This window comes from Amycolatopsis sp. NPDC026612, assembly GCF_040638285.1.
GTDB lineage: Bacteria > Actinomycetota > Actinomycetes > Mycobacteriales > Pseudonocardiaceae > Amycolatopsis.
The window spans coordinates 131,455-153,540 of sequence record NZ_JBEZYB010000004.1; the positions used below are offsets into that span (position 1 = coordinate 131,455).

The 22,086-nt window shown below is 71.4% G+C and carries 21 protein-coding genes and 1 pseudogene; 8 read left to right on the plus strand and 14 right to left on the minus strand.

The genetic code is table 11. From position 1 onward, the window contains the following. Positions 1–5: 5 nt before the first annotated feature. A complete protein-coding gene (gene vanR-Sc, locus AB0F15_RS06160) occupies positions 6–683 on the minus strand; it encodes a VanSc-type vancomycin resistance response regulator transcription factor VanR (protein ID WP_360265965.1) in 678 nt (225 codons plus the stop codon). A gap of 87 nt (positions 684–770) precedes the next feature. On the opposite strand from vanR-Sc, the gene AB0F15_RS06165 reads away from it, so the two are divergent. After that, positions 771–1,256, plus strand: coding sequence for a D-alanyl-D-alanine carboxypeptidase family protein (locus AB0F15_RS06165; RefSeq protein WP_360265968.1), 486 nt, complete (start codon positions 771–773; stop codon positions 1,254–1,256). A gap of 26 nt (positions 1,257–1,282) precedes the next feature. On the opposite strand, the gene AB0F15_RS06170 is transcribed toward AB0F15_RS06165, so the two are convergent. Together AB0F15_RS06170 and AB0F15_RS06175 are read right to left on the minus strand one after the other, a co-directional pair. Then, the gene (locus AB0F15_RS06170; protein WP_360265970.1) at positions 1,283–2,224 is read right to left on the minus strand and encodes an alpha/beta hydrolase; all 942 of its coding nucleotides are present in this window, start codon (positions 2,222–2,224) and stop codon (positions 1,283–1,285) included. A gap of 62 nt (positions 2,225–2,286) precedes the next feature. After that, positions 2,287–3,585 (minus strand): cytochrome P450, encoded by a 1,299-nt coding sequence (locus AB0F15_RS06175; protein WP_360265972.1) that lies wholly within the window; start codon positions 3,583–3,585, stop codon positions 2,287–2,289. 253 nt (positions 3,586–3,838) lie between these two features. On the opposite strand from AB0F15_RS06175, the gene AB0F15_RS06180 reads away from it, so the two are divergent. Together AB0F15_RS06180 and AB0F15_RS06185 are read left to right on the plus strand one after the other, a co-directional pair. Beyond that, entirely contained in the window at positions 3,839–4,582 is a 744-nt protein-coding gene (locus AB0F15_RS06180; protein WP_360266382.1) for an SAM-dependent methyltransferase, read from the plus strand. After that, on the plus strand, positions 4,582–6,720 hold the full coding sequence (locus AB0F15_RS06185; protein WP_360265975.1) for an EAL domain-containing protein: 2,139 nt from the start codon (positions 4,582–4,584) through the stop codon (positions 6,718–6,720). Before AB0F15_RS06180 ends, AB0F15_RS06185 begins: the two co-directional genes overlap by 1 nt. Here the strand turns inward: AB0F15_RS06185 and AB0F15_RS06190 are convergent. From AB0F15_RS06190 to AB0F15_RS06220, 7 genes are all read right to left on the minus strand, one after another. Next, positions 6,663–7,583: a DMT family transporter gene (locus AB0F15_RS06190; protein ID WP_360265978.1), complete on the minus strand. Its 921-nt coding sequence runs from the start codon at positions 7,581–7,583 to the stop codon at positions 6,663–6,665. The genes AB0F15_RS06185 and AB0F15_RS06190 overlap by 58 nt on opposite strands. Before the next feature lie 27 nt (positions 7,584–7,610). Continuing rightward, a complete protein-coding gene (locus AB0F15_RS06195; protein WP_360265980.1) occupies positions 7,611–9,749 on the minus strand; it encodes an MMPL family transporter in 2,139 nt (712 codons plus the stop codon). A gap of 158 nt (positions 9,750–9,907) precedes the next feature. After that, positions 9,908–10,156 (minus strand): hypothetical protein, encoded by a 249-nt coding sequence (locus AB0F15_RS06200; RefSeq protein ID WP_360265983.1) that lies wholly within the window; start codon positions 10,154–10,156, stop codon positions 9,908–9,910. Continuing rightward, positions 10,153–10,503, minus strand: a complete 351-nt coding sequence (locus AB0F15_RS06205) for a winged helix-turn-helix domain-containing protein (protein WP_360265986.1) — start codon at positions 10,501–10,503, stop codon at positions 10,153–10,155. Before AB0F15_RS06205 ends, AB0F15_RS06200 begins: the two co-directional genes overlap by 4 nt. Positions 10,504–10,586: 83 nt before the next feature. Next, positions 10,587–11,306, minus strand: coding sequence for a DUF2786 domain-containing protein (locus AB0F15_RS06210; RefSeq protein WP_360265989.1), 720 nt, complete (start codon positions 11,304–11,306; stop codon positions 10,587–10,589). A gap of 58 nt (positions 11,307–11,364) precedes the next feature. Next, positions 11,365–11,910, minus strand: a complete 546-nt coding sequence (locus tag AB0F15_RS06215; RefSeq protein ID WP_360265992.1) for a TetR/AcrR family transcriptional regulator — start codon at positions 11,908–11,910, stop codon at positions 11,365–11,367. Next, complete coding sequence (locus AB0F15_RS06220) at positions 11,889–12,686, minus strand: SGNH/GDSL hydrolase family protein (RefSeq protein WP_360265995.1); 798 nt, start codon at positions 12,684–12,686, stop codon at positions 11,889–11,891. The genes AB0F15_RS06215 and AB0F15_RS06220 overlap by 22 nt, the downstream gene beginning before the upstream one ends. A gap of 153 nt (positions 12,687–12,839) precedes the next feature. On the opposite strand from AB0F15_RS06220, the gene AB0F15_RS06225 reads away from it, so the two are divergent. Both AB0F15_RS06225 and AB0F15_RS06230 read left to right on the plus strand, forming a co-directional pair. Continuing rightward, the gene (locus tag AB0F15_RS06225) at positions 12,840–13,523 is read left to right on the plus strand and encodes an MOSC domain-containing protein (protein WP_360265998.1); all 684 of its coding nucleotides are present in this window, start codon (positions 12,840–12,842) and stop codon (positions 13,521–13,523) included. Further along, complete coding sequence (locus AB0F15_RS06230) at positions 13,513–14,106, plus strand: TetR/AcrR family transcriptional regulator (protein ID WP_360266000.1); 594 nt, start codon at positions 13,513–13,515, stop codon at positions 14,104–14,106. Before AB0F15_RS06225 ends, AB0F15_RS06230 begins: the two co-directional genes overlap by 11 nt. Positions 14,107–14,108: 2 nt before the next feature. Here the strand turns inward: AB0F15_RS06230 and AB0F15_RS06235 are convergent, their stop codons facing one another. Both AB0F15_RS06235 and AB0F15_RS06240 read right to left on the minus strand, forming a co-directional pair. Beyond that, positions 14,109–15,674, minus strand: a complete 1,566-nt coding sequence (locus AB0F15_RS06235) for a beta-N-acetylhexosaminidase (RefSeq protein WP_360266003.1) — start codon at positions 15,672–15,674, stop codon at positions 14,109–14,111. Positions 15,675–15,738: 64 nt separating this feature from the next. After that, positions 15,739–17,610 carry a propionyl-CoA synthetase gene (locus tag AB0F15_RS06240; RefSeq protein WP_360266005.1) on the minus strand — a complete coding sequence of 624 codons (1,872 nt, stop codon included), beginning with the start codon at positions 17,608–17,610 and terminating at the stop codon, positions 15,739–15,741. A 184-nt stretch (positions 17,611–17,794) separates the two neighbouring features. Here AB0F15_RS06240 and AB0F15_RS06245 point away from each other — a divergent pair, with 184 nt between their 5' ends. Together AB0F15_RS06245 and AB0F15_RS06250 are read left to right on the plus strand one after the other, a co-directional pair. Then, complete coding sequence (locus AB0F15_RS06245) at positions 17,795–19,546, plus strand: serine/threonine-protein kinase (RefSeq protein ID WP_360266008.1); 1,752 nt, start codon at positions 17,795–17,797, stop codon at positions 19,544–19,546. Positions 19,547–19,636: 90 nt separating this feature from the next. Next, positions 19,637–19,792 (plus strand): annotated as a pseudogene (locus AB0F15_RS06250) (IS481 family transposase); the annotation flags it as partial. 63 nt (positions 19,793–19,855) lie between these two features. Here AB0F15_RS06250 and AB0F15_RS06255 read toward each other — a convergent pair. Continuing rightward, the gene (locus tag AB0F15_RS06255) at positions 19,856–20,812 is read right to left on the minus strand and encodes an NADP-dependent oxidoreductase (protein ID WP_360266011.1); all 957 of its coding nucleotides are present in this window, start codon (positions 20,810–20,812) and stop codon (positions 19,856–19,858) included. A gap of 83 nt (positions 20,813–20,895) precedes the next feature. Between AB0F15_RS06255 and AB0F15_RS06260 the strand changes: the two genes are divergently transcribed. Next, on the plus strand, positions 20,896–21,477 hold the full coding sequence (locus tag AB0F15_RS06260) for a helix-turn-helix domain-containing protein (RefSeq protein WP_360266013.1): 582 nt from the start codon (positions 20,896–20,898) through the stop codon (positions 21,475–21,477). Positions 21,478–21,488: 11 nt separating this feature from the next. Here the strand turns inward: AB0F15_RS06260 and AB0F15_RS06265 are convergent, their stop codons facing one another. Then, a complete protein-coding gene (locus tag AB0F15_RS06265; RefSeq protein ID WP_360266016.1) occupies positions 21,489–22,058 on the minus strand; it encodes a class I SAM-dependent methyltransferase in 570 nt (189 codons plus the stop codon). Positions 22,059–22,086 lie beyond the last annotated feature (28 nt).

Consider the following 22,086-nt stretch of genomic DNA (forward strand, 5'->3'; position numbering starts at 1 on the left):
GTTCCCTATCCACGGCCCGCACCCCCGGTGTCGATGCGGTAGCCGACACCGGGAACGGTGGCGATGATCCCGGGTTCGCCGAGGCGCTTGCGCAGCACCGAAACCGTGATCCGCACGGCGTTGGTGAACGGGTCCGCGTTCTCGTCCCACGCCCGCTCCAGCAGTTCTTCGGCGCTGATCACCCCGCCTTCGGCCGCGACGAGGACTTCGAGCACAGCGAACTGCTTCCTCGTCAGCGCCACGTACCGGCCGTCGCGGTAGACCTCGCGGCGGAACGGATCCAGCCGCAGGCCGGCGATCTCGTGCACCGGTGGCCGGTTGTGGGCGCGCCTGCGGTCGAGGGCCCGGAGCCGGAGCACGAGTTCCCGGAGTTCGAACGGCTTCGTGAGGTAGTCGTCGGCGCCGAGCCCGAACCCGGTGGCCTTGTCGTCGAGCCGGTCGGCCGCGGTGAGCATCAGGATCGGCATGCCGCTGCCGGAGGCGACGATGCGCCGGGCGATCTCGTCACCGGACGGGCCGGGGATGTCGCGGTCGAGGACGGCGATGTCGTAGGTGTTGATGCTCAGCAGTTCCAGCGCGGTGTCCCCGTCGCCCGCCGTGTCCGCCGCGATCGCTTCCAGCCGGAGGCCATCGCGGATGGCGTCGGCCAGATAGGGTTCGTCCTCGACGATCAAGACACGCACCATCCCGATGGTACGAGCCGGCGCATATCGGCCGCATATCGGAAACCACGTACGGGACGGCAACACCACGCTGCCTTGACTGCGGACATGACTTCCAGCCAACGCACGTCCTCGCGCGTCCTCGGCAAGGAACACGGCGCTGTCCCGGACGGCCTGCCGGTCTTCGCCGAAGCTCCGGCCGTCGCCAACCTCGATCCCGATCTGCTCGACGCCCTGCGCCGGGCCGCGGCGGACGCCGCGGCCGACGGGGTGACCTTCGTCGTCAACGGTGGCTGGCGCTCCTGGCAGTACCAGGAACAGCTCCGGCGTCAGGGCATCGCGAAGCACGGCTCGGAAGCGGAAGCCGCCCGCTGGGTGACCACCGCGGACCGGTCCGCCCACGTGCGGGGGCAAGCGGTCGACATCGGACCGGCCGAAGCCCGGGCGTGGCTGTCCGAGCACGGTGCCCGGTACGGGTTGTGCCAGATCTACCGCAACGAACCCTGGCACTACGAACTGCGTCCCGAAGCCGTCGAACACGGTTGCCCGCCCATGTACGCCGATCCGTCGCAGGACCCGGGGACGAGGCCGTGAGAACGCGCACGACGGGACCGGTGGTGCTATAGGGTCTTCAGCCAGTCGGTCACGACCCCGAAGTACAGCGGTGCGTTCGGGGCGTAGTTGATCGCGTGGCCGTAGCCGTTGAGGATGTACGTCCGCAGTGCCGTCGTCCCGAAGAAGGGCGCCTCCGATGCGCGCAGTGCTTCCGGGGACGAGCAGTCGCTGCCCAGTGTGCCGCAGAAGTGCGGGTCGTTGCCCACCACCAGCAGGACCGGGGCCGTGATCTGCTGGGATGCCGGGGTGAGCACCGTGGTCAGGGTCAGGCTGTCGACCGCTTCGGTGGCCGCGAAGACGTCCTTTGTGGACTCGTCGTAGGCGATCGCGCCCGCGTCGAGGGGGCCGGGGGTGTGGAAGGCCGTGTAGCGCGTGCCCGGGTTCGTGGTCAGGTAGCCCGCGTCGAGGCCGCGGGGAGCCAGGGCCGGGTCCAGCGGGGCCGGGATCATGTTGGCCAGCACCGGGACCACCGTCACCAGGTTCATCCGGTGCGTCATGCCGGTGACCAGCACGCCGTCGACGTCGCGGTGGTTGCCCGCCTCGATCATCGCCATCGCTGCGCCGATCGAGTGGCCGCCGACGATCACCTTCGCGAAGCGGGGGCGGATCGACTGGATGACCTGGTGCGCCGCCGTCGCCTGGACCGACGCGCTCAGCAGCGTGCTCAGCGGCTTCGAGCTCGCACCCGTGCCGAGGCGGTCGAGGGCCAGCGTCGCGACCCCCGCCTTGTTCATCGCCAGGCGGAACGACCGGATCTCCGGTGTGTAGCCGATGTCCCAGTAGGACGCGTTGTACGTGCCGCCGGGGATAAGGACCACGACCGTCGACGCCCCGGGCGGCGCGCACAGGCGGCCGTGCATCGTCTGCGGGAGCAGGGCCACCGTGACCGGGACGGACAGGTCCTCGCAAGTTGTCGCGGCACCGGCCGGGGCCGGGGTGAGAAACACGGCCAGCAAAAGAAAAACGGCAGCACAAAGACGAACACGGAACACGGGGGAACGACCTCCAGCTAGCGGGGGACTGCCGTCATCGGCAGGCTGTCGGGGTAGGCGGCCGAGGTGAACTGCACGCGCACCGGCCGGCCCGGTACCGGGACCAGCCGCCACCGCGCGGCCACCGTGGCCACCGTGATGACGATTTCGTTCTGGGCGAAGCGGTTCCCGATGCACTGCCGGGTGCCCGCCCCGAACGGGATGAACGCGCCCTTCGGCACCGCCGCGGCCCGCTCCGGCGCCCAGCGGCCGGGATCGAACCGGTCCGGGTCGTCGAACGACGCGGGATCGTGGTGGAGCGCGTGCGGGCTGACGATCACCTCGGCGCCTTCGGGCAGCCGCACCCCGCCGAGGTCGACGTCGGTCAGGGTCCGGCGCATCAGCATCCACAGCGGGTACAGCCGGAGCACCTCGTCGACCACCTGCCGGACATAGGTCAGCCGGGCCAGGTCGTCGACGGTGACCGGACGGCCGCCCAGCACTTCGTCGACCTCGGCGTGCACGCGCGCCTCGATCTCCGGGTGCCTGCCGAGCTCGTGGAACGTCCAGGCCAGCGCCAGCGCCGTCGTCTCGATGCCGGCGGTGAGCAGCGTGAGCACCTCGTCCCGCGCCTGCTCGTCGGTCATGCCGGCCAGCAGCAACGTCGAAAGCAGATCGCCGCGGTCGGTGCCTTCGCGCCGCCAGTCGCGAATGACTTCGATGACGATCCCCTGCATCCGGGCGATGGCCTGGTCGAACCGGCGGTTTCCGGGCACCGGGAGCTTCTCGACGAACTTCGGTGACAACGCGCGAATCATTCCCTGCTGGATGATCAGGTAAATCGACCGGCGGGCTTCGGCGATCGCCTCTTTTCCCAGTTCGGTGGAAAACAGCGCTTCGCCGACGATCGTCACGGCGAGGCCCTGCAGGTCCTCGTCGATCTTCCGCACTTCACCGGCTCGCCACGTGCCGCTCAGGTCCGCCGCCGCGCGCTGCATGATCTCCGCGTAGGCGGTCAGGCGATCGCGGTGGAACGCCGGCTGCATCAGCCGTCGCTGCTGCAGGTGGAAGTCCCCGTTCGAAAGCACCAAGCCATTTCCGACGAACGGCCGGAACTTGTCGAACATGGCGCCCTTGCGGAACTTCGGACCCTCGTTGACCAGCACTTCGTGCACCAATCGCGGGCTGCCGACGAAGTAGACGGGCGCGGGACCGAGATAGATTTTCACGATCTCGCCGTGCTCGGGCAATGCGTCTGTGAATGCGAAGCGGTGCCGCAGCAGTGCCGGGGTGTGCCCGAGAAAAGGCCACCGGCCCGGTGCCACCGGGACGCTCATGCGGACCCCTCGTTGCGCCATTGTGTGGATTTCCCAAGGAGACGGCCTACGGTAGGCCTGTCCGGGGGAGTGGGACAGTGCCCGATCGGGTGGTGTGCGCTCACGCGGATGGCCCAGTAGCCGAACCGCGGGGAATCGCTAAGCTCTTTCCGTCCGACAGACTGAGAAGGTGTTCTTCGTGACCCGATCACCGGAATGGGTTCCCCCGGGTGTCGATATATCCGTGCCGAGCATCGCTCGCACTTACGACTTCATGCTCGGTGGCGGGCACAACTTCGCCGTCGATCGCGCGGTGGGCGACGAGATCGAACGCGTGATGCCCGGCCTGCGAGAGTCCGCGCGCGTCAGCCGCGCGTTCCTCGGGCGCGCGGTGCGGTACCTGGCCGGCCAGGGGATCCGGCAGTTCCTCGACATCGGTTCCGGCATCCCGACGGTGGGGAACGTCCACGAGGTCGCCCAAGCTCAGCACCCGGACTGCCGGGTGGTGTACGTCGACCACGACCCGGTGGCGGTCGCGCACAGCGAATTGATGCTCGCGAGCAACGATCGCGCGGCCGTCGTGCACGCCGACATGCGGGATCCGGAGAAGATCCTCGATTCGCCGGAGCTCCGCGGATTGCTCGACCTCGACGAGCCGGTGGGCCTGCTGATGCTGCTGATGCTGCACTGGATCCCGGACGAGCACGGGCCGTCCGAGCTCGTCGGCCGTTATCGCGACGCGCTGGCGCCGGGCAGTTTCCTGGCGCTCACCCACGTCACCGGCGACCACCAGGGCGAAAACCTCGCAGAAGCGACCGAAGTGATCAAGGAAAGCCGGAGCCCCGATCAAGTGACCCTGCGAACGCACGCCGAGGTTTCCCGGCTTTTCGCCGGATTCGAAATCGTCGACCCCGGATTGGTCGGCTGCGGCGAATGGCGGCCGTCGGGTCCGGCGGACATCGCCGGTGCCGCCGCCATGAACATGCTCGTTTACGCCGGAATCGGCCGCAAGAACTGATGCGGACACCCGGGATGCCGATGATCGACCACCAGCCGGACCAGCCCGCCGTGCCGGACCCGGAGCGCGGGCGGACCGTGCTCGCCCGGAAGTGGGCCTACCTGCTCGGCGGGGTGACCGTCGTGTCGCTGAGCCGGGAGGAGCTCGACGCGGAGCTCCGCGGCTTGCTCGACGAGCTGTGCGAGTCCCTGCGCTGCACGTCGGCGGACCTGGCCCCGGCCGAGCGGATCGGCGCACGGCTGGTCGCGCTCGGCTACGTCGGCGAGCCCGGGCTGCGGTGCACGCTCGACGTCCTCGGGAAGGGCCTGCCCGCGCTGCCCGAACTCCAGGCGGTGGACCGCGTCGCCGACCGGGTCGTGGCGGCGCTGGGCGCGCTGTCCTGCTGTTTCCTGCTCGCGCACGAGCGCAGTGTCCTCGACCAGCAGGAGATCATGCACCTGTCGCTGCTCAAGGCGGTGCGGGACGCCCAGTGGAACCTCAGGCAGAGCGAAGCGCGCTTCGACGAGGTGGTGACGTCGTCGGCGAGCGGCATCGCGGTCGTCGCCCTCGACGGGCGGATCGTGCGGGCCAACGCGGCGCTGGCCGAGATGCTCGGGCGCCCGTCCGGCGCGCTGACCGGTTCGGTGCTGTACGACGTCGTCCACCCCGAGTCCGTCGAAGTCCTCCGCGAAGCGATGCAGGGACTCCTCGACGACGGCAAGGACCGGATCCGGCAGTCGCAGCGGCTGCTGCGCGAGGACGGCGACGTCGTCCGCAGCTCGCTCACCGCGTCGCTGCTGCGCGACGCCGAAGACCGGCCCGCCCACTTCGTCGTCGTGATCGAGGACGGCACCGAGCTGATGCTGCTGCAGGGCGAGCTGAGCCGCCAGGCGCTGCACGACGTCCTCACCGGGCTGCCGAACCGCCAGTACTTCGGCACGTACCTGGAGACGGCGCTGCGGCGCGCCGACCCGGCGTACGGCGTCACGCTGCTCCACGTCGACCTCGACGCGTTCGGCATGGTCTGCAACAGCCTGGGCCGCCGGGTCGGCGAGCAGCTGCTGGTGCACTTCGCGCAGCGGCTCAAGGCGGTGATGGCCCACGAGAACGCCATGATCGCGCGGTTCCACAGCGACGAGTTCGGCATCCTGGTCGAGAACACGGCGTCGACGCCCGACATCGACGCCATCGTGCACGCGATCAACGACGAGCTCGCCGAACCGTTCTTCGTCGAAGGGCACGGGCTCGCGCTGTCGGCCAGCGCCGGGGTGGTGCACCGGCCGGCGAAGGGGATCGACCCGGCGGAGCTGCTGCGCCAAGCGGACCAGACGCTGCGGCGCGCCAAGGCGCGGCGGCGCGGCCAGTGGAAGATGTTCGACCGGGAGGCCGACGCCCACGACCGGCGGACGCAGGCGCTGGCCGTCGGCATGGCCGGGGCCTGGGAACACGGCGAGATCGGCGTGCGGTACCGGCCGATGGCCCGGCTGACGGACGGCGAACCGGCCGGCATCGAAGCGCGCCTGCACTGGAACCGGCCGGACGACACGGCGCTTTCGCACGAGTGCTGCGTGGAGCTCGCCGAGTCGACCGGGCTGGTGCTGCCGCTCGGGGACTGGCTGCTGCGCGCGGCGGGCCGTCAGGGCGAATGGTGGCGGCAGCGCGCGGGCTTCGGCCTCCCGATGATCGCCGGCCTGACCGGGAACCAGGTGTCGGACGACGCGCTCGGCACGCGCGTGACGCGGCTGCTGGGGGACATCGGCCTGCCGCCCGCTCAGCTGATGCTCGGTGTCCCGGCCGGGGCGCTGTCGGTGCCCGGCGTCATCGAGAACGTCACCGCGCTGGCCGACCTCGGCGTCCGCGTCATGCTCGACGAGTTCGGGCTGGGCCCGGACGATCTGCGGGCGATCGAGGACCTGCCGGTGGACATCGTCCGCGTCGACCGGCGGCTCGCCGAGTGGCAGGCGTGGTCGGACTCGACGTTCCTCGGTGCTCTGGTCCCGCTGGTCCGGCAGGTCGGCGCGACCCTCGTCGTCGACGGGATCCACACCGAGGACCAGGCGAACTGGTGGCGGTCGGCCGGCGCCGAGCTGGCGACGGGCGACTACTTCGGGGTCGCCAGGCCGCCGGCCGAGCTCGCCGGGCAGTTCGCCGGCACCTGAGGCTGCCACCGGGTCAGGGCGACCGCGGCCAGCACGACCACCATGCCACCGACGACCCGCGGGGAAAGCGGTTCGCCGAGGAAGAGCGCGCCGAGTGCGACCGAGACCACCGGCAGCAGGTAGCCGACGGTCGCGGCGGCGGTCGGACCTTCGTCCGTGAGCAGCCGGTAGTTGAGGTAGAACGTGATCCCGGTCCCGAAGACGCCCAGGATGGTCACCGCGACGACGGCGGTCAGGGTCAGGTGCGGTGCCGTGGACGCGACCGGCAGTGCCAGGGCGGTCAGTGCGGTGGCGGTCATCAGCTGCGCCGCCGAGAGCGCGAGCGGAGCACCGTCCGGCGGCAGTTTCCGGGCCATGTAAGCGAACGCGATCGCGTAGCTGAGGCCGGCGCCGAGCAGGGCCAGCGCGCCCGCGCTCAGCAGGCCCGACCGCTGCCACGGCGCGAAGATCACCACGATGCCGGCGAAGCCGAGGACCAGCCCGAGCAGCCGGGCGGGGGTGAGCCGCCGTTCCGTGCCGAGTGCGACGCCGATCAGGAGCGACCACAACGGGGTGGTGGCGTTCATGACGCCGGCGATCCCGGAGTCGACGGTGCTTTCCCCGATGCCGAACAGGGCGAACGGCAGCGCGTTGCAGAAGAACGCGGCGACGATCAGCCGGGCCCAGACCGCGCGGCCCCGCGGGAGCCGCTGCCGGGCCGCGAACGCCATGACCAGCAGCGTCAGCGCGCCGAGGGCGCAGCGGACGAGGGTGAGGTGGACGGGGCTCAGCCCGGTCAGGGCCAGCTTGATCCACAGGAAGCCCGACCCCCACAGCAGGGCCAGAACCACTATGCGCGCCGAGGCGCCCCGTCCACCGTTCATGAGATCAACGGTGCCCAAGAAGATCCGTCAGGACAAGTGAAAAGTACTGGATGGATCTTTAAGGGTTGCTACAGCTTGCGCGGGCCAGAGGCGCTCGCCGGCCAGCGCGAGCGCGGCGGGCAGCAGCACGCCCCGGACGATCGTCGCGTCGAGCAGGATCGCGAACGCCATGCCGAGGCCGAGCATCTTGTACTCGATCGCGGCGAGGCTCAGGAAAATGCTGAACACCCCGGTCATGATCAGCGCGGCGCTCGTCACCACGCCGGAACTGCTCGCGACGCCTTCGACGATCGCCTCCCGGGCCGGCACCCCCGGCCGCCGCCGTTCGCGGATCCGGCTGAGGATGAACACGTGGTAGTCGGTGCTCAACCCGAACAGCAGCACGAAGAGGAACATCGGCAGCCAGCCGAGCACCCCGCCGTAGGGCGTGAAACCCAGGACTGGCGCGAGAAAGCCGTTTTGGAACACGAGGGTGAGCACGCCGTAGGCCGCACCGGCCGACAGCAGGTTGAGCAGGATCGACACCACCGGTACCACGACCGAGCGGAACACCACGAGCAGCAGCGCGAACGCGAGCAGCAGGATGAACCCGAAGGTGTAAGGCGCCCGGGCGAGCACCTGCGTCGTGAAGTCGTGTGCCTCGGCGGTCCGGCCCGCCACCGCGTACCCGACGCCGTCGATCCGCCCGACCGTTTGCGGCAACAGGGTTTCGCGCAACGTCGTGAGCGTGCGGCTCGCCGCTTCGTCGTTGCCGGTGCCGCCGAGCGGGATCCGGACGACGAGCGCCCGGTCCACCGGGACGACGACGGCCGGGTGCGGTACTTCCGCGGTGAGTTCGCCGATGGCCCGCCGCAGCGCGGGCGTGTCGACCGCACCACCACGGGTGTTCCACAGGACGACGTGCGCGGGCATCGTGAGACCGGGAAACGCTTCCTGGACGCGCGCGGCCGCGTCGATCACCGGGATGCTGCGCGGCAGGCTCTCGGTCGGCGCCGGGTCCTGCAGCCGGATCCCCAGCGCGGGCAGGGCGAGCAGCACCAGCAGCGCGGTGGCGAGCCCGCTCCAGAGCGCGGGCCGCCGGGTGACGGTGTTCGCCATGGTGGCCCAGAACTCCGACCGCGTCCGGCGCCGGCCCAGCCACGGGATCCGGCCGCGGTCGACGCGGTGGCCGAGCAGGGAGAGCGTCGCGGGCAGCACCGTCACCGCGGCCAGGACGGCCAAGCCGACGACCAGGATCGTGCCCACGGTCAGGCCGCGCAGGTTGTCGAGCCCGGTGAACAGCAGGCCGGTGACGCACAGCACGACGGTCAGTCCCGACACGACGATCACGTGCCCCGACGTCCGCGCGGCGATCCGGATCGACTCGTCGACGCCGTGGGCGCGTTCCTCCCGGGTGCGGCGCAGGAAGAACAGCGAGTAGTCGACGCCGACCGCCATCCCGATCAGGAGCGTGATCGCGGAAGTCGCGCTGTTGACCGGGATCCAGTTGTCCACAACGGACAGGAAGCCGAACGTCGCGACCACCGCGGTGCCCGCCAGCAGGACCGGGACCGCGGCGGCGACCAGTGAGCCGAACACCACCAGCAGGATCAGCACGGTCAGCGGCAGCGAGCGGGCCTCCGAACGTCCGATGTCGTCCTTGATGCTCTTGTCGACCGCGCCGGACACGCTGAGGTCGCCGGCCTGCGCCAGGCGGACGCTCGCGTGCCGGGCGGCGACCGCGTCGACGGCCACGGTCGCCGTCGCGAGCCGGGACCGGACTTCGGCGCCGGTGCCGGTGAGCCGGAAGGTGACCAGGCCCGACCGGCCGTCGGCGGACACCTGGGCCGGATCGTCGAGCGGGGAGCGGATGTCCGCGGCCGCGCCCGACGTCGTCAAGGTCGCCACCAGGTCGGCCGTGGCCGCTCGGGAGAGGGGCTGAACGAGGACGTTCTCCCAGAAGGGTTCGCGGGTGGCTTGGCGGTCGAGGACGGCTTGGCCGGTCCCGGCGTCGCCGGCCGGGCTCGATCGTGCGTCGGTGCCGGGGGCGAACGTGCCGACGGCCCAGGCCAGCGCGACGAGCGCCAGCCAGCCGAGGATCGCGGCGGCGCGGTGCCGCAGCGACCAGTTCGTGACGCGTTCGACCACCGGCCCCCGCCGGTGAGCCGGGGTGCCTGCAGGCAGCATGAACTAAAGTCCTTCCGTGAAGGAGTGATCCGATGAGAACTCGCCTCCGGGCGAGGTGGTTGCTGCTTCCTCCTGGGTCGCCGAGTTGCCGCTCGGCGACCCAGGGCCTCAACTGCGTTTCGGGGGTTTCCGGGTGGCGGAGCCCCGGTTGATACGGCTCAGTCGACCTCCTTGAGCACGCGTTCGATGGACCGCAGGCGGTCCTGGACGTCCCGCAGCCGCTGTTCGGTTTCTTCCTGCGTCCGGACGGCTTTCTCGGCGAGGGAACGGTATTCGTGTTCCCTCGCCAGCGTGGCTTTCGCGCGCCAGGTCGAAGCCAGCTGCACGATCGCGATCGACAGCACGACGGTGATCAGGACGAAGACCCCGGTCACGCCGATGATCTCCTGCCACTGGTGCCAGTTCATGTCCGTCCTTCCTCGCCGTCCGCGTTTCCGTGAACGGAGTCCGGTGTGGTCAACGTCGGCACGGCGGCCGAGATCGTCTTCGGCGTCAGCACGACGGAGAACGGGGTGAGCTCGTAGAACCGCAGCGTTTTGCCGTCCTCGCCGATCTCGAAGCTGGCGGTGACCAGGCCCGCGGCTTCCAGCTTGCGCAGGTGCACCTGCAGCAGCGCGCGGCTGATCCGCAGTTCGCGGGCCAGCTTGCTGACGTAGGTGCGTTCGGCGAGCAGCGCTGCGACGATCCGCAGCCGGTGCGGGTTGCCGAGCGCGCCCAGCTGCCGCAGGAGCTGGTCCCCGGTCGGCTCCGTCACGGCGTGCTCCACATGCAAAAGAAAGTTAGCAGGTGGTCGGCCGCGGGGCTATCGGGGTGATCCCTGAGATCACCTCGGAGGGTTCAGCGCAGGGCCTTCGTCCGGCGGGTCAGTGCGGACGGGTCGAGGTTCGCCCGGGTGCCGGCGTCATGACCGTCGAGGTAGCCGCTGCCGGACAGCCGGCGGGGCGAAGCGGCGCGCAGGTCGCCGTATTCGGAGTCGAACGCGTGCTGCACCATCTGCGAGCGGTCGCGGACCACCAGCTCCGCCGACCGCTCGCCGGGCACCGCCGTGCGGACGGCTTCCTGCTCGGCGCGGGACAGGCGTTCGTGGACCGCGCGGGCGAAGCCGTGCAGCCACGTGCGCCGGTACGCGGCCAGCGACTCGCCGGGGAAGAAACCACCCGGCCGGACGCGGGTCAGCTGCGTGCTCGCCTGCAGCAGCAGGCTGGTGAACAGCAGTTCCACCCGGCCGAGGTCGGACCGGAACCCGAACACCGTGACGCTCTCGACCTTCTGGCCGAGGCGGTGGAGCAAAGTCCGGCAGCGCAGGGGGTACGCGACCGAGGTGAGCAGGCTCGCCTTGTCGCGGCTGTACGGGTCGTTCATCGGGATCTTCAGCGTGCCGATCTCGTCGGCACTCGCCCCGGACGCGGCGAGCATCGCCTGGTCGATGCCGTACCGCGCGACGAGTTCGGCGGCCTTCTCGTTGTACGCCTCGGCTTCCGCCTCGGTGACCGCCGGGTCTTCGGCCTTCGCCAGCAGCTTGCGGATGCGCTCGAGCTGCGGGTCTGACTCGGTCATGCCGGAGAGGGTATTCGACCACGTGTTCGGGCGCCCGTACCGGGTCGGCGTGTCGTGCTCAGCCCAGGTACGCGTCGAGCGTGACGGCCAGCGCCGCCTCCGGGGACGGCACGAAGCTCGCCCCGGCCAGGCCGCCCCACAGCCACAGCTGGGCGAGGCCGTGCAGCGCGGCCCACAGCGACGCGGCGACCAGCCGCGGGTCGGTGCGGTGGCCGCCCACCGCCGCGACCAGCGCCGCGAACTCGTCGAACACCGCGCTGCTGACGGCCGCGAGCGCCGGCTCGTCCGGGTCGATCAGGTCACGGCGGAACATCAGCTCGAACATCGCCGGGTTCCGCAGCGCGAAGTCGACGTAGCTGTGGCACGCCGCGCTGAGCCGTTCCCGCGGGGTGCCGTCCGGCAGCCGGGTGCGGCGATCGAGCAGCTCCGTGAACCCCTGCGTGGCGACGGCCGAGAGGAGCTCGGCACGGCCCGAGAAGTGCCGCAGGGGCGCGCCGTGCGAAACCCCGGCGGCCTTCGCGATCCCGCGCAGCGTGACCGCGCCGACGCCGTCCTCGGCGAGCAGTTCCGACGCCGTCGTGATCAGGCGTTGCCGGGTGCCCACGCCTCGTCCAAGGTGACCGGGAGGAGGTCCGGGCGTTTCGGGACGAAGCCGTCGCCGGGCTGGCGGCCGGTCAGCCGGTTGCGCGTGCGGGTCACCGCGACCGGCAGGACCTCCCGGAGCAGCCAGTGCAGGTCGGCGCGCCGGCTGCCGGGAGCCGCGGTGCCGGGCAGCGGCGCGAGCCAGGCGGGATCGGGGTCGAGGCCGAGCCGCGCGAGGACGTAGGCGGCGAGCCGGCGGTGGCCGTGGGCGGACAGGTGGAGCCGGTCGGCGCCGAAGTAGCGCGGATCGGTGACGGCCTGGTCCGGCCACAGGTCGATGAGCAACGCGCCGTAGCTGACGGCGGCTTCGCGGATGGCCTCGTTGAGGGCGATGATCCGGGGCCGCATCCGGCTGCCGAGCGGCATCCGGTGCGAGATGTCGCTGAGCGTGAAAGTGACGGCCACGGGCGCGATTCCGGTGCAGGCCCGGACGGCGGCGTCGACCCGGCGGGCGACGGTGCGCGCGTCCCAGCCGCGGCTCATGACGTCGTTGCCGCCGCCGAAGAGGGCGACCAGATCGGGTTCGAGGCGGGCCGCGACCGGTACCTGCTCGGGGACGATCTGGTCGAGCCGCCGTCCGCGGACGGCGAGGTTGGCGTAGCGAAAGCCCGGTTCGTCCGCCGCCAGCCGCGCGGCGACGAAGTCGGCCCAGCCGCGGAAGTGGCGCTGATCGGGATAGGGGTCGTCGAGGCCTTCGGCGCAGCTGTCGCCGAGGACGACGAAACGGTGGTAGCTCATCCCGATCTCCGTAACCCGTGGTTCACCTTGAGGACACTGTCTATCAAACTGATGTAGACACTGTCTACTTCGGGTTCACCCGAGCCAGGGAAGCCCTGACGGCCCGGGCGCCGAACCGGAAAAATAGACGAACGGTCGTGCTACCTTCGGCTCATGAACGTCGAGGGTGTCTACGTGGGAGAGCCGAGCGTGCTGGGCTACCGGCGCGAGCGGGCGGTGCTGAGCGCGATCACGAAAGCGCTGGTCGCCGCGCCGGAGCTGAACCTGACCGAGCTGAACCTCGACGGTGACCGGCAGGCCGATCTCACCGTGCACGGCGGCGTCGACAAGGCGATCTACGTCTACCCCGCCGAGCACTACCCGGCCTGGGCGGCCGACGGCGTCGAGGCTCGGCCGGGCGGCTTCGGCGAGAACGTCTCGCTGACCGGCGTCACCGAGGACGACGTCCGGATCGGGGACGTCTGGGCCTGGGGTGACGCCTTGGTGCAGGTTTCCCAGCCCCGGCAGCCGTGCTTCAAGCTGGCCATGAAGACCGGCCGCAAGGACATCACGCCGCTGATGATCGACAGCGGGCGCAGCGGCTGGTACCTGCGTGTGCTGCGGCCCGGCACGGTGCCGACTTCCGGGCCGCTCGAGCTGGCCGAGCGCGCGGACGGCCCGACGATCACCGAGGTGTACCTCGTCTCCTTCGCCAACTACGGGCAGCTGCCGGAGGACAAGGTCGAGGCGGCGCTGGACCTCGCGGACCGCGTGCTGGCCGCGCCCGCGCTTTCGGCGTCCTACCGGGACGGCGTCCAGTCCACTGTGGACCGATGGCGGGCGCGGCGTGCCGGTTGACGGCCGGATCGCCCGCGGCGACGCCACCCGGCGCCTGGTGCTGCGCCGGGCGGTGGACGTCGCTTCGGTCGACGGCCTGGCCGGGTTGTCCCTCGGCAGGCTGGCCACCGAGCTCGAGCTGAGCAAGAGCGGGGTGTTCGCGCTGTTCGGCTCCAAGGAGGAGCTGCAGCTCGCGACGATCGAAGCGGCGTTGGCGATCTTCGGTTCGCACGTCGTGACGCCGTCGCGGGCGGTGGCACCCGGGCTGCCGCGGCTGCGCGCGGCCTGCGAGAGCTGGCTGGACTACTCGGAACGGCGGATCTTCCCGGGCGGCTGCTTCTTCTTCAACGTCGGCGCGGAGTTCGACGCGCGCCCGGGCCGGGTGCACGACGCGGTGGCGGCGGCGAGCGGCGCCTTCGCCGCCTTCCTCCGCGAGACCGCGGAGGAGGCGGTCGCGCTCGGCCACCTCGACGCGGACGCCGAGGTGCTGGCGTTCGAGCTGCACGCGCTGGGCCGGGCGGCCAACGCGGACGCCGTGCTGAACGGCGGAACCCGGGCGTACGCACTGGCCAGGCGGGCGATCCGCGCCCGCCTGGCCGGTTGACGTCACTTCCAGTCGACCTGCGGGGACCGGTAGAAGTCGATGCCCTGCGCGACCCAGCGCGGGGCCTGCTTCGCCAGCCGAGCCCGGTACGCGTCCCAGTTGTGCGACGCCTTGGGCGACCAGCCGATCTCCGCGATCCCCGGCAGCCGCGGGAACGCCATGTACTCGATGTCGTCGCTGGTCCGGATCGTCTCGGTCCACAGCGGTGCCTCGACGCCCGCGACCTGGTGCTCGCCGACGCCCTTGACCAGCGACGCGGGATCCCAGCCGTAACCGTCCTTCACCTCGATCAACGCGGCCCAGTCCTGGCCCAGCGGTGTCTGCGGGGTGTACTTCATGTCGAGGTACGCGTAGTTCGCCGGCGACATCAGGATCTTGCTGCCGCGCGCCGCGGCGGCCGCGACGCTCGGGTTGTCGCCGCCGAAGTCCCAGTACTGCGGCACCGCCGACGCGGGCGGGTCCGACTTGGCGATCTCGTGCCAGCCGGTGACCTTCTTGCCGTACTTCGCGACGATCGGCTGGACCTTCTTCTCGAACGCGACGTAGTCCGCGGGCGGCGTCGAGTGCGCCTCGTCGCCGCCGATGTGCAGGTACGGGCCGGGCGTGAGGGCCGCGAGCTCGCGCACGACGTCTTCGACGAACTTGTAGGTGATCGGCGAGGAGATGCACAGGGAGCTGTACCCGACCTCGGTGTCGGTGCGCACCGGGACGGCCTTCCCGTCGCAGTTCAGCTCCGCGTACGTCGACTGCGCCGCGTTCGTGTGGCCCGGCATGTCGATCTCCGGGATCACCGTGATGTGCCGCGAAGCCGCGTACGCGACGATGTCCTGGTACTCCGCCTGGGTGTAGTAGCCGCCCGGGTCGCCGTCGACCGCGGTCTTGCCGCCGACCGTGGCCAGCTTCGGCCAGCTCTTGATCTCGATCCGCCAGCCCTGGTCGTCGGCCAGGTGCAGGTGCAGCGTGTTGACCTTGTACTGGGCGATCTGGTCGAGGTACAGCTTCACCTGGTCGGTGCGGAAGAAGTGCCGGGCGACGTCGAGCATCGCGCCGCGTTCGGCGAAGCGCGGGTAGTCGAGGATCGTGCCGCCGGCGACGGTCCACGTCCGGTGCTGCACACCCTTCGCCTCGATCGCCGACGGCAGCAGCTGCCGCAGCGACTGCACGCCTTCGAAGAGCCCGTCGGCGGTGTTCGCGCGCAGGGTGACGCCGTCGCGCGCGACCTTCAGTTCGTAACCCTCGGTGCCGACGCGGGCATCGTGGCCCAGCTTCAGCGAGATCGCGGGCCGGGCGGGCGCGTTCGGCACGACGGGCAGCGGGTAGCCGGTGGCCGGGCGGAGCAGGCCGCGCAGGTAGTCGGCGACCTGGCCGGCGCCGCGGTCGGCGCTGATCACGGTGGACGGCGTCAGCTTGAAGTCACCGCGCGGGTCGGCCTTCGCCGAGACCGGCACCGGGACGACGTCGGTCACGCTCCGTTCGGGCGCGGCCGGGGCCGCCGCCGCGGAGGCGGGCAGGCCGGCCGCCGTCAGACTCACGACAGCCGCGGTCAAGACGGCTCTGGACAAGCGCATCGGGCACCTCCGGTCGGGGGACTCCCTCAAAGGTATAGACCAGCCGGCGCATTCGGCACAATACTTAACGAAGGGCCGTCCGGATCGCTTCCAGCACGCTCGGGTCCTCGATCGTGGAGGGCGCCGCCTCGTCGCGGCCGTCGGCGATCGCGCGCATCGTCTTGCGGAGGATCTTGCCGGACCGCGTCTTCGGCAGGGCGTCCACAATGGACACGTGGCGGAACGCGGCGACCGGCCCGATGTCCCGGCGCACGAGCGCCACCAGCTCGTCGCGCAGCTGGTCCACGGCGATGTCCGCGCCCGCCTTCAGGACCACGAACCCGCGTGGCAGCTGGCCCTTGAGCTCGTCGGCGACGCCGATCACGGCGCACTCCGCGACCGCCGGGTGCGAGGCCAGCACGGCCTCCATCGACCCGGTGGACAGCCGGTGCCCGGCGACGTTGATGACGTCGTCGGTCCGGCCCATGACGAACAGGTAGCCGTCTTCGTCGAAGTAACCGGAGTCGCCGGTCAGGTAGTGGCCCTCGTAGCGCGAGAGGTAGGCCTCGCGGTAGCGCTCGTCGTCGCCCCACAGCGTCGGCAGCGATCCGGGCGGCAGGGGCAGTTTCACCGTGATGGCCCCTTCGCGTCCGGCCGGCAGCTCCTCGCCCGCCTGGCCGAGAATCCGGACGTCCCAGCCGGGCACCGGCTTGGTCGCGGACCCGGCCTTGACGTCCATCGGCTCCAGGCCGCGCGGGTTCGCCGCGATCGGCCAGCCGGTTTCGGTCTGCCACCAGTGGTCGACCACCGGCACGCCGAGCTTCTCGTGTGCCCAGCGGTAGGTCTCCGGATCGAGCCGCTCACCCGCCATGAACAGCGTCTTGAACGTCTTCAGGTCGTACTTCTCCAGCTCGCGGGCGTCCGGGTCGACCTTCTTGACGGCTCGCAGCGCGGTCGGCGCGGTGAACAGCGCCTGGACCCCGTGCTCGGCGACGACCCGCCAGAACGCGCCCGCGTCGGGCGTGCCGACGGGCTTGCCTTCGTACACGACCGTCGTCGCGCCGACGAGCAGCGGCGCGTACACGATGTAGGAGTGCCCGACGACCCAGCCGACGTCGGACGCGGTCCACCAGACGTCGCCGGCGTGGATGTCGTAGACGGCGTCCATCGAATAGGCGAGCGCGACGGCGTGGCCGCCGGTGTCGCGGACGACGCCCTTGGGCTTCCCCGTCGTCCCGGACGTGTAGAGGATGTACAGCGGATCGGTGGCCGCCACCGGCACCGGGTCGGCCGGCCCGGCGCCCGCCGCCAGCTCGCGCCAGTCGAGGTCGCGCCCGGTCAGCACGGCCGGCGCCTGCTCGCGCTGCAGCACGACGACGTGGTCCGGCTGGTGCTCGGTCATCCCGAGCGCGGCTTCGATGATCGGCTGGTACTCGACCACCCGCGTCGGCTCGATGCCGCAGGACGCCGCGAGGATCACCTTGGGCTTCGCGTCCTCGATCCGGGCGGCCAGCTCCTTCGGCGCGAACCCGCCGAAGACCACCGAGTGCACGGCGCCGATCCGCGCGCACGCCAGCATCGCGATCGCGGCCTCGGGCACCATCGGCAGGTAGACGATCACCCGGTCACCCTTCGTGACCCCCAGCGAGCGCAGCGCGCCGGCGAACCGCGCGACCGTGTCCCGCAGCTCCGCGTAGGAGTACGTGCGTTTCCGTCCGGTCACGGGAGAGTCCCAGATCAGCGCGGCCTGGCTGCCACGGCCGGCTTCGACGTGCCGGTCGAGGGCGTTGTAGGACGTGTTCAGCTCGGCATCCGGGAACCAGCGGTAGAGCGGTGGGTTCGAGTCGTCGAGGGCTCGTTCCGGCGGCTTCGTCCAGCTGATCGACTCGGCCGCGGCCAGCCAGAACGCGTCCGGCTCGGCCAGGCTGCGCCGGTAGGCTTCGGAGTACGCGCCCATGCCCCCTCCTTCGCGTCGGACGTTCCGCCGATCCCCATCATGGCGCGGGAGCGGCGACCGTGCCGGATTCTCCGGACGGAAAGACCCGGCAACCTCACGGCGTCCGGGAGCGTCCTAAGCTGGACCGCGGGGAAACGCCGCGTGACGGCTACGAAGTGAACACCGACAGTGAGGGAGCCCGGCGGTGAACGGACTCGCGAGCGCGTTGCTCTCGCTAGCCCATTCCTTGTTCGGCCCGGGCTTCTGCCCCGGCGACTGGGTCTGGGCCACGAGTGCGGCCGGCGCACTCGTCGCGCTGCTCCCGCCGATCGGCGCGCTGGCCGTGTCGATCATCCGCAAGGGCACCGGCAACCGCTACGACGCCACGACCTTGTCGGTGTTCGGCGCGATCGGCCTGTTCAGCACGCTGGTGCTGCCGTGGCTGCTGGCCATCGGCGTTTCGGGTGTCTTCCAGGCGGCGTTCGGCAAGCAGAAGACCGGCCTTTCCCTGGCCGAGCTCAACTCGCTGAACAGCTCCGGGGGCTGCTGGGTGGACAACCAGCGGGAGTACCTGGGCGGCGGCCAGACCGTCTACGACGTGCTGGTGTCCCAGAACGGCAGGGACATTCCGTTCTTCGTCTACCTGCTGGCGTTCATCGTCCTGGGCGCGGGCTCGCTGTTCTTCGTGATGCTGCAGGGCCGCACGGCCTTCCGCCGCGGCCCGAAGTGGCCGTCGCGGTTCTTCTGGATCCCGTTCGCCGCGATGCTCGTCTTCAGCGTCGGCATGGAGGCGAACACCGCGCTGCACTTCTGGCTCGGCTTCCTGCCGTTCAGCGTGCTGGGCCTGATCCCGGTCGCGATGGTCGGGCCGCCGCCGTGGTCGGTGATCAACCGGTCGGACCGGTCGGACGAGCCGCCGCCCCGCCGGCCGGAGCCGCAGGGGCCCCCGTCGCAGGTCCAGCCGCGCCCGACCCCGCCGCCCCCGCCACCGCCGCCGGTCAACCGGCCGTACCCGAAGACCGCGCTGGCGTCCGCGCCCCAGCCGCCGTCCCCGCCGGCCGGTGCGCTGGCCGCGGCTCCCGGCCCGATCCCGCCGCCGCCCGGCTCGCGCAGCGCCGGCGGCAGCCGCTACCGCCGGGTCAAGCAGCTCGGCGCGGGTGGGTTCGGCACGGTCTGGCAGGCCGTCGACACCCAGCTGAACCGCACGGTAGCGCTGAAGATCGCGCACGCGCCGGACCGGGACACGGCCGAGCGCATGCAGCGCGAAGCTCGCGCGCTCGCCGTGGTCAGCCACCCGAACTGCGTCAAGGTGTACGACCTCGCCGAGGAGCCGGACGGCCTCGCGCTGGTGATGGAGTACCTCGAAGGCCGTCCGCTGGCCGAGCTCGTCGACGGGCAGGGCCCGCTCGACGACGTCGCCGCGGGCCGGCTCTGGGCGACGATGGCGGGCGCGCTCGCCGCGGCGCACGAGAAAGGCGTCCTGCACCGCGACATCAAGCCGTCGAACATCGTCCTCGACCCGAGCGGCCTGGCCCACCTGATCGACTTCGGCATCGCCCGCAGCCAGGGCGACTCCAAGATGACGGCCACCGGGATGATGATCGGCACGCCCGACTTCGTCGCCCCGGAGCAGGCGATGGGGGCGACGGCCTCGCCGGCGTCGGACGCGTGGCAGCTGGCCGCGACCATCAGCTACGCGCTGTCGGGTCAGCCGCCGCGCGGCACCCGCGAGACGCCGATGGCCGCCCTGATGGCCGCGGCGCGCGCCGAACCGGTGTCCCGGCTGCCCCAGCGCAGCGCGCACGCCCGGCTGCTGGCGGCGTCGCTGGACCCCGAGCCGCGCCGCCGTCCGACGCTGACCGCGGTGCGCCGCGAGGTCGAGGGCTGGCTGTCGCGGGCGGGCAAGTCCGCCGACGGCCCGGTGACCCGGGTGGTGCCCCGCCAGCACCACCGCTAGCCGGCGCGCTGGAGGTGGAGTCCGGGCGGTCGTCCCGGGTTGAGGCGGCGACCGCCCACCAGGGGCCGACCGCTACCGCACTGAAGGCTTGCCGGGATGACCGACCGCAGCTGCCGCCCGCACCACAGCCCGAACCGCACGCCGGCCCCGAAGGTGAGGCAGATCTTGCGGTTGCGGTGGCGCAATCGGCTGGGCCCGATCCGGATCGGCGGCCGGCTCGGCCTGCCGGGATCAACCGTGCACCGGCGAACACCACCGCCGCTCAGCCCAGCCTGGCCGGCTGCACCACCCGGCTGACCGACCTCGCCGCTAGAGGTCGATGACGACCTTGCCGTGCACGTGCCGGCCGGCCTGGAGCTCGGCCGCGCGGCGGATCTCCTCCACCGGGAAGCTCGCCGCGACAGGCATCCGGAGCCGGCCCGCCGCGACCAGGCGGGCGAGCTCGTCCAGTGCGCCGGGAGCGGCGTTCGCGCCGTTGGCCGCCGGCACGCCGTCGACCTGCGTGGCGATGGTGCAGATGCGGGCGTCCGGGACGCCGAGTTCCCGTGCGGTGTGCACCGTCTCCGTCCCGTGCAGGTCGATGGCGGCGGTGACACCGCTGGGAGCGAGGGCCCGGACCCGGCCGGCCAGGCCGTCACCGTAGGCGACCGGCTCGGCGCCGAGATCGCGCAGGAAACCGGCCGATGCCGCCGATCCCGTCCCGAGCACGCGCGCTCCCGCGATCCGGGCCAGCTGGACGGCGAACACCCCCACCCCGCCCGCGGCGCCGCCGATCAGGACGGTGTCGTCCGGGCCGGGGCCCACCACGGCGAGGGCGGCGGATGCCGTGCGGCCGGCGATCGCGAGGGTGGCGGCGGTGCGGTCGTCGACGCCGTCGGGGGTGTGGTGGGCCTCGTTCGCCGCGATCTCCCCGGCCGCGTCGACCACCACGAAGTCGGCGACCGCGCGGGACAGGGCGCTCCCGAACACCCGGTCACCCGGCGCGAAGCCGGTCACCCCGGCACCGACCTGGTCGACCACTCCCGCGTAGTCGGTCCCGAACCCGGCCGGCAGGCTCAAGCCGAACCGGGCGGCGGTGTCCGCGTCGGCGGTCATGATCCAGTCCATCGGGTTGAGCCCGGCCGCGGTGACCCGCACCTGGAGCTGCCCCGCACCGGCCTGCGGAGCGGGAATCTCCCGGATCTCCAGGACTTCGGGACCGCCGAACGAATCGAGCCGGACCGCCCTGCTCCCGGCCGTCGACGAGTGCTCGTGCTGTTCCTGCATGGACGTCTGTCTCCTCGGACGGATCGAAACGGACTATGCTCCGTTTACCTGTTGACCTTAACACAACCGGAGCGTGATCCGTTTTGTCTGAGCCGGAGAGACGCGTGCCGCGGGCGGACGCGGCCCGCAACCGCGACCAGCTGCTCGCGGTGGCGACCCGGGTGTTCGTCTCGGCTGACGCCGAGCCGTCGATGCGGGCGATCGCCCGCGAGGCCGGGGTCGGCATCGCCACGCTCTACCGGCACTTCCCGACCCGCGAATCGCTGGTCGACGCGGTCTACCGGGACCAGGTCGGCCGGCTGACGACCGGCGCCCGCGAGCTGCTCGGCGTGCTGCCCCCGGCGGCGGCGATGCGGCGTTGGATGGACTTGTTCGGGGACTGGATCGCGACCAAGAACGGCATGCTCGACACGCTGCTCGCGATGATCGAGTCGGGCGAGATCGCCCATGCGCAAACCCGGACCGAGCTGCTGACGGCGATCACCACGATCCTCGACGCCGGCCGCGCGGCGGGCGACCTCCGTTCCGACGTCACCGCCGAAGACATCGCCGCCGCCCTCATCGGCATCTTCACCGTGGCCCCCCGGCCCGGCCAGGAAGCCAAGGCCGGCCGCCTGCTGAACCTCCTGATGGACGGCCTCCGGGCCGCCGCGCGGCCGGCCTGAGGGTCACCGCCCTAGCCGGGTTTGACGGCCGAGAAGGTCACCAGCTCCTTCGGCCGGAGCTGCACGTCGACCTGCTCGAACCCCGCCTTCCCGAGGCGGTCCGGCAGGGTGGCCGCGTCGACGACGTTCATCGTGTCGCCGATGTGCAGCAGCCGGAACCGGAAGTTGAGCTGGCCGTCGAATCCGCGGTAGGCGCCGCCGGGCCGCAGTACGCGCGCGGCTTCGGCGAAGATCGCGTCCTGGAGCCGCGCGGTGGGCACGTGGTGCAGCATCGTGAAGCAGACGACGGCGGAGAAGCTCCGGTCTTCGAACGGCATCTCCGCGCCGCTGCCCTCGACGACGTCGGCGCGGTCGCCGAACTTCGCCCGCAAGAGCTCGGTCGACGCGTGGTCGATTTCCAGGACGGTCAGCTTCGGCACGAGGTCGAGCAGCACCTTCGTGGTGGCGCCGAAGCCGGGGCCGATCTCGAGGACGTCGTCGCCGAGGTCGTGCCGGGCCAGCCACGGCTTCAGGCGTTCTTCGACGGTGTCCGCCCACTTCGCGGAGCTGCAGATCCTGCGGTGGATGAGGTTCATCGGCATGGTGTCGACGTTAGGGAGCCGCTGCGGT